Raw genomic sequence first — 6,546 nt, 5'->3', positions numbered from 1 at the left:
ATCTGCGATAATTGCTAATGTTAGAGATGAACGTGCAACCGTTATCACGGTGGACTCAGCGTGGGAAAAACTAGACAGTATGACAAATGCTATCTTCAATATTGATCAATTACGTGATCGTCGATACCTGATTATATTTTGTTCGGAGAAAGCCCGGTTTTATTACCGGGCTTTTGATATATGTTTTTACACTTCAATTACTTCAAAACAGGTTCAAATTAAATTACACAAGAGTTTTAGCTATATTTAAAATACATCCCAATCACCTAGAGTTATAAACCAAGAAGAGGACTTAAATAATTTTTTATCATCCGTAGCTTTTGTCCAACGACCTAAAATATGGAGTTGTCTGGGAACAAGTTTTTGAGGAATAGGAATAAATCCATATTTTTTTAAGTGCCTAATATATTCATCTAGACCTGAAATAAATATAAAATCAGCGGATCTTGTGTCATCAAAAATATCAACCTGAGAAAGGTTTGTCATTAATTTATATAGATATTTTTTATCTTTGTAAGCTACATCCATAACAACAAGGCCCTCTGAAGAGAACATTTTTTCTTTTTTTATGATGGCAACGGCTTTAATAATCTTTTCTTCTTTCAAGCAAATAACTTTATGAGTTCCCTTTGGCGAATCTAAATATCTCCATGTTAAATACTTCTTATCTCTATGAAGTCTAAAAGTATATTTCTTTCCATGTTCTATAAAGAGCTCTTCAGTCTCTTGCGTAATATCTGGTATGAGAACTATTTCTTCATTCTTTTGTAGACCTTTCTTTAAGACATGGAATACTAAGGTAAAAAAAGAAAACGCAGCTTGAAGAAACTTAGGTAGCTGGTACCTTGAAGCTATTATGTTGCCTAAATCTAATGGCAAAATATAAACTGGTAGTGCAGAGATAAGTTGAAATTGATTATATTTAGTGAAAGTATGAATGCTCTTTTCATTAGGAAAGGTGTAGACAAGATCTACATGATGATTTATTTCTTCATTTGCGAATTCAGCTAGTTTTCTAAAAACACCACTTCCCCTATAAGAGTCTTGGATAGCTACTGCCTGAATATGGCCAATCTTTAATTCTTGATTTTTGGTTTTTAATTTATAAGTTGGAATATGATAATAACCAATAATTTTATTATTATCTTTAGCTACATAAATATGAGATTCAGAGCTTGGCAAGCTTTTATATTGCCAGTTCCAAGAGTCCTGATGAGCACCCATCAAGTCATGTGCTTCCGTTTCAATAAGAACACTTTTTATTGCTTCAAGAAGATTAGGAATTTCATTTATAGATAATTTACTGTAAGTAATTTCTGTCATGATTATATAAATCCCAATAAATGACGTTTTTAAAGTTTCTGCTTACTGCGAAAGCCGGTCATTTATTAATTAATAACTTCATAGGACCTTGATGTTCAAAATGTTCGCAGATTGCACTTAACTTTTTTTCTACACCTTTATGTCCTAGTCTGGCCCACTGGACTTGTCTTGCCCATTTTATAATCCGCTGGGAGAATTTGAGATATTTAAGATCATGCCAAGAAACCCAGAAATCTCTATTTAAAGTCATTTCATAAGGGTGCATGTAGATAAGAGGTGTATGACCAAGTTCTTTCGTCTTATGCATGGCTTTGATTGTCAAGGACGAAGGAAAAAGTCTTAGGAAGGTACCGCCTGTTCTAATGGAAAAGATACCCTTTAAGACTGGAAGACCAAAGATGCAGAATTCATGTATAGAATATTCACCGAAATTTAATTTACCACCCTCTAATATTTGACTGATGTGTACAGAAGTTTTGTAACTTGAATCATATTGGAATCTCTTAGCTAATTCTTCATAAGCCCAAAGGTTGTCTTTATCTATCGCGAAGTTAGGTGCTCTAAAGCCAAGGGGCTTTTCTCCAGTAATTTCTTTAATTGATTCTATAGCGGCGTCTAAGTTTTCTGCAAAATCCTCTCTATTTGTAAGATTAATATTGTCATGAAAGTTATAGTGGCAACCGATTTCATGACCATCAGAGAATATTTTTTTTATTAGTTCGGGAGATTTTCTCGCTAATATTCCTGTCACAAAAAAAGTAATTTTCTTTCCTTTGAAGAATTTTTGAGAAAACTCTTCTGCTCTTTGATAGCTTACTTCTAGAGCTTTTTCTCTTGATTCAGGTGCAGGATTTCCAATAGACCTTCCCAGATCATGAGTAAAATCTTCGAAATCTATAGAGAAATAGAAAGGTATCTTGTTCATTTAGTTAATTTCTTAGTATTTTTTAATAATTAATTATAGAAACTTGTAGTTAGATATATTAATAATTTATTCTAGTCTAATATAGTCTATTTAGATTTAGGTATCTTTATGCGATTAATTTTTAAATTTTTAAATCCTATAGTTATAGCTCTTCTCAATTCTCCACTGCATTTTATTTTTAGTAATAAGATTATGGTTATAACTTTTTTTGGGCGCAGGTCGGGCAAAGAGTATAGGACACCAGTAAGTTATATGAAAAATGAGAAAGAGATAATTTGTGTTACCTCCATTGAAAATGTGTGGTGGAAGAATTTTCAAACTGAGAGCAGAGTGTTCTTGCAGATAAGAGGAAATTCTTTACAAGCAAAGGCCCTATCTATAATTAGTTATGATGAAGTTAAACAAGGTTTAACTGATATTCTCAATCATAGTCCTGTTGATTCATTTTTTGCTGGAGTTAGATTATCTAATGGAGTGCCAAGACAAGATGATATAGACAAGGTTTCTCATGAGCATGTATTAATGAAAATCAAGTTATAATATTTATTATGGAAGCGACAACAAGCCTTAATATAAGCGAGATTATGCAGGTAGCAGTTACGCCTGTATTTTTGTTGGCTGGCATAGGGGCATTACTCAATGTAATGACTTCTAGGCTTGGTAGGATTAAAGATCGAATGAGGAGTATACAAAAAGCTTCATTTGGCCTTGGTGACGGTAAAGAAAAAGAAGTTCTTGAAAAAGCTAGATTAAAATTAATTTTAAGAAGTAGATATTGTTATGGAGCTATTTGTTTTTCAGTAGGAAGCGGACTATTTGTTTGTTTTGTGATAATAAATCTCTTTTTGGAGGGTCTTTACCAAGTTGATGCTTCTTTTTCTGTAGCTTTTCTTTTTATAACTTGTATGGCTTTCTTAATTATATCTTTGGTATGCTTAGTTATTGAAGTTTTTATCGCAACCAGGTCTATTCATAAAAGAATAGAGGATACAGAATTGGTGATGGCTGCAAGAACAAAAGAATAAAATTAATTCTTATTATCCAAGACTTATCAGATTCATAAATTCAGCTCTAGTGCTTGAGTTGGTCCTAAATAAGCCAAGCATTCTACTGGTCACCGTGCTGGTTTCTGTTTTATGAACTCCTCTAGAACTCATGCACTGATGGGCTGCATCTATTACTACCGCTACTCCTTTTGGCTTTAAGACTCTTTCGATGGTATCAGCTATCTGGGCCGTCATTGACTCTTGAGTTTGGAGACGCTTCCCATAAACATCTACAACCCGAGCTAATTTACTAATTCCCACGACTCTATTATTTGGAATATAGGCTACATGAGCTTTTCCTAAAATAGGAACCATGTGATGTTCGCAATGAGACTCAAGTCTAATATCTTTTACCATGACCATTTCGTCATAGCTTTCAATCTCTTCAAATGTTTTGTTAAGAATTTCATCTGGAATCATGGAGTACCCAGCAAAAAACTCTTCATAAGATTTAACAACTCGTTTAGGAGTTTCAATCAGTCCTTCTCTGTTAGGATTATCTCCAGCCCAGGATATTAAAGTTTTAACTGCTTCTTCGGCCTCTTCCCTAGAAGGTTTTTTTAGAATCCGGTCGCCCTTAAATTGTTGATTGGTAGACATATCTAGTTTAATAATTCATGTTATTAATAAAAAAAATTAATTTTATCATAACTATACTTTTAAATAACTTAACCATTTACATATACAATAGTTTCTTACTAATTTATTGGATCTTAATTACAATAAGAGTTTTATCTATAAAGACACATAATTTTCTAATACTTTGATTATAAAAACGGATGTTTTGGTTATTGGTAGTGGTGCCGCAGGGTTAACTGCAGCATTAGAATTAGCTAAATCATTTAAAGTCTCTATTCTTTCAAAGGAAACCCTCCTTGATAGTTCAACATGGTATGCCCAAGGAGGTATAGCTGCTGTATTAGCAAAGGAAGATTCTTATGAGAGCCATATTCAAGACACTTTGAGAGTGGGATCTGGTTTATGTGATGAAAAAGCAGTTAGGTTCTGTATAGAAAGAGGGAAAGAAGTAATAGATTGGCTTGCTTCACAAGGTGTAGAGTTTACAAAATCAGACAATAATACAGATTTACACTTAACGAAAGAAGGGGGTCATTCTTTCAGAAGGGTTGTGCATTCAGCAGATACAACTGGTAGAGAAGTTTCAGATTCTTTAGCTAGGCAAGTAAGAAATAATAATAATATCACTATTTATGAAAATTATTTAGCAGTGGAGTTAATTGAGAGAAATAAAGAGTGTTTTGGTGCCTACGTTCTTGATAGAGAATCAGGAAAAATAGTAACTATTGGTGCCTCATCTGTAGCTTTGGCCACGGGCGGTGCAAGTAAGGCTTATCTCTATACGAGTAATCCTGATGGAGCAAGTGGAGATGGTTATGCGTTAGCTTGGAGAGCTGGTTGTCGAGTGGCAAACATGGAATTTAATCAATTTCATCCCACATGTCTTTATCATCCTGATGCCAAATCTTTTTTGATAAGCGAGGCCTTGAGAGGAGAGGGAGCTACTTTAATAGGCCCAGATGGTAAAAGTTTCATGGAAAAATATGACTTAAGAGGAGATTTGGCGCCAAGAGATGTGGTAGCAAGGTCCATAGATCAGGAAATGAAAATGTTAGGCATTGATAGTGTTCATTTAGATATTAGTCATAAATCAGAAGATGCAATCATAAAAGCCTTTCCCGCTATATATTCAAAATGTTTGGAGTTTGGTTTTGATATTACAAAAGAGCCTATCCCAGTAGTTCCAGCAGCTCATTATACTTGCGGCGGGGTAATGGTTAATTTAGAAGGTCAAACTGACATAAATAGATTGTATGCTTTTGGGGAGGTTTCTTACACAGGACTTCATGGAGCAAATAGGATGGCTAGTAATTCTTTATTAGAATGTATTGTTTTTGCTAAATCTGCAGCTATTTCCATAGGAGAGGATTATCTAAGTAAAGATCTAGACTTGCCAGAATGGGACAGTTCAAAAGTAACTAAATCAGATGAGAGTATAGTAGTTAATCACAATTGGAATAGCGTACGGAGTTTGATGTGGGATTATGTAGGCATAGTAAGGTCTAACAAAAGGCTTGCAATGGCATTAGAAAAATTAGCCTTGATTGCTCGTGAGGTGGAAGATTTCTATTCCAATTTTTACATTACCTCTGATTTAATAGAATTACGCAACCTTATAACGGTTTCAAAATTAATAATTGAGAGTGCTTTAATGCGGAAAGAGAGCAGAGGGCTGCATTTTTCAATAGATTACCCAGATAGGCTGGATGATCCAAAACCTACAATTCTAAACCCTACACATAGTTAATAAATAGTCTATACTGCCTCCTTTTTCATATTACTATCTTGAAACTCAATAAAAGATTAATAAATTGGGCCCTTGTGCTTTTGATAGGTGCTATATGGGGTAGTTCTTTTTTATTTATTAAAATTCTTACTCCGCAAGTTGGTCCAATGGCTTTAGTGCATATGAGGTTACTTATCGCTAGTATTTTTTTAGCTCCTTTTTTTATAAGAAAAGGGCATCTGGTAAACTTTAAACAACAATTGATTCCAATTACTTTATTGGCTTTATTTAATGCAATATTTCCCTTTTATTTGTTTGCAGTTGCCTCTCTCCAGTTAACGGCAGGCACACTTGCGATTTTAAATGGCCTTACTCCGCTCTTCACTTTTATATTGTCAGTGTTATGGCTTAAATCTGACTATAAGCTTATCCAATTACTGGGAATTATTTTAGGCATAATTGGACTTTATATCTTTGTAGGATATGACTCTATTAATTTTTCTTTGGTGCCAGTTATCCTTTGTTTATTTGCGGCTATTATGTATGCATTTGGTACAAATTATCTGTCTATATTAAGAAATTTAGAACCAACCTACATAGCAACTATGACTTTATTAGCTGGTGCAATAATTACTTCGCCAGTTATTTTATTAGAGACAGGGTATGACTTTGATTGGAATGTTGAACTTTTGATCTTCTTATTTTTAATTGGAGCAATGTGCACTGGCCTGGCTTATGTGTGTTATGTAATGTTAGTGAGGAGAGCTGGACCAGTTGAAACGTCCACCACTCTTCTTTTAGTGCCGATTTTTGGGATGATATGGGCAAATATTTTTTTACAAGAGAGTATTACAATACCAATGATTTTGGGATGTATTACAATCTTAGCCGGCGTCTCTTTAACTAACTTCTTCAATAAAAAAGGTTAAAAAAAGGCCACATTAAGC

General features: G+C 33.9%; 8 protein-coding genes. 5 read left to right on the top strand and 3 right to left on the bottom strand.

Annotation, left to right across the window (positions count from 1 at the left end; genetic code table 11):
* A partial coding sequence (locus P8J93_07410; protein MDG2061625.1) for a hypothetical protein occupies window positions 1-250 on the top strand: 250 nt, incomplete at its 5' end.
* On the opposite strand, the gene P8J93_07405 is transcribed toward P8J93_07410, so the two are convergent.
* Window positions 247-1,323: a GNAT family N-acetyltransferase gene (locus P8J93_07405; GenBank protein MDG2061624.1), complete on the bottom strand. Its 1,077-nt coding sequence runs from the start codon at window positions 1,321-1,323 to the stop codon at window positions 247-249. The genes P8J93_07410 and P8J93_07405 overlap by 4 nt on opposite strands.
* A 58-nt stretch (window positions 1,324-1,381) precedes the next feature.
* Complete coding sequence (locus P8J93_07400; protein ID MDG2061623.1) at window positions 1,382-2,248, bottom strand: polysaccharide deacetylase family protein; 867 nt, start codon at window positions 2,246-2,248, stop codon at window positions 1,382-1,384.
* Window positions 2,249-2,440: 192 nt separating this feature from the next.
* Here P8J93_07400 and P8J93_07395 point away from each other — a divergent pair, with 192 nt between their 5' ends.
* Window positions 2,441-2,788 (top strand): nitroreductase/quinone reductase family protein, encoded by a 348-nt coding sequence (locus P8J93_07395; protein ID MDG2061622.1) that lies wholly within the window; start codon window positions 2,441-2,443, stop codon window positions 2,786-2,788.
* Window positions 2,789-2,796: 8 nt separating this feature from the next.
* The gene (locus P8J93_07390; GenBank protein ID MDG2061621.1) at window positions 2,797-3,273 is read left to right on the top strand and encodes a DUF2721 domain-containing protein; all 477 of its coding nucleotides are present in this window, start codon (window positions 2,797-2,799) and stop codon (window positions 3,271-3,273) included.
* Window positions 3,274-3,285: 12 nt separating this feature from the next.
* Here the strand turns inward: P8J93_07390 and folE are convergent, their stop codons facing one another.
* Window positions 3,286-3,894 (bottom strand): GTP cyclohydrolase I FolE, encoded by a 609-nt coding sequence (folE, locus tag P8J93_07385; protein MDG2061620.1) that lies wholly within the window; start codon window positions 3,892-3,894, stop codon window positions 3,286-3,288.
* Window positions 3,895-4,060: 166 nt separating this feature from the next.
* Between folE and nadB the strand changes: the two genes are divergently transcribed.
* Both nadB and P8J93_07375 read left to right on the top strand, forming a co-directional pair.
* Window positions 4,061-5,620 carry an L-aspartate oxidase gene (gene nadB, locus P8J93_07380; protein ID MDG2061619.1) on the top strand — a complete coding sequence of 520 codons (1,560 nt, stop codon included), beginning with the start codon at window positions 4,061-4,063 and terminating at the stop codon, window positions 5,618-5,620.
* A 38-nt stretch (window positions 5,621-5,658) separates the two neighbouring features.
* Window positions 5,659-6,528 (top strand): DMT family transporter, encoded by an 870-nt coding sequence (locus P8J93_07375; GenBank protein MDG2061618.1) that lies wholly within the window; start codon window positions 5,659-5,661, stop codon window positions 6,526-6,528.
* Window positions 6,529-6,546 lie beyond the last annotated feature (18 nt).

It is taken from the genome of SAR86 cluster bacterium, from assembly GCA_029268615.1.
Classification (GTDB): domain Bacteria; phylum Pseudomonadota; class Gammaproteobacteria; order Magnimaribacterales; family Magnimaribacteraceae; genus JAQWNM01.
This window is presented reverse-complemented; position numbering and strand designations above follow the sequence as displayed.

Bases quoted from the DNA above. Each gene is read 5' to 3' on its own strand.
- P8J93_07395 (MDG2061622.1), top strand. From the start codon at position 2,441: ATGGTTATAACTTTTTTTGGGCGCAGGTCGGGCAAAGAGTATAGGACA.
- P8J93_07405 (MDG2061624.1), bottom strand. From the start codon at position 1,323: ATGACAGAAATTACTTACAGTAAATTATCTATAAATGAAATTCCTAAT.
- folE (MDG2061620.1), bottom strand. From the start codon at position 3,894: ATGTCTACCAATCAACAATTTAAGGGCGACCGGATTCTAAAAAAACCT.
- P8J93_07400 (MDG2061623.1), bottom strand. From the start codon at position 2,248: ATGAACAAGATACCTTTCTATTTCTCTATAGATTTCGAAGATTTTACT.
- P8J93_07390 (MDG2061621.1), top strand. From the start codon at position 2,797: ATGGAAGCGACAACAAGCCTTAATATAAGCGAGATTATGCAGGTAGCA.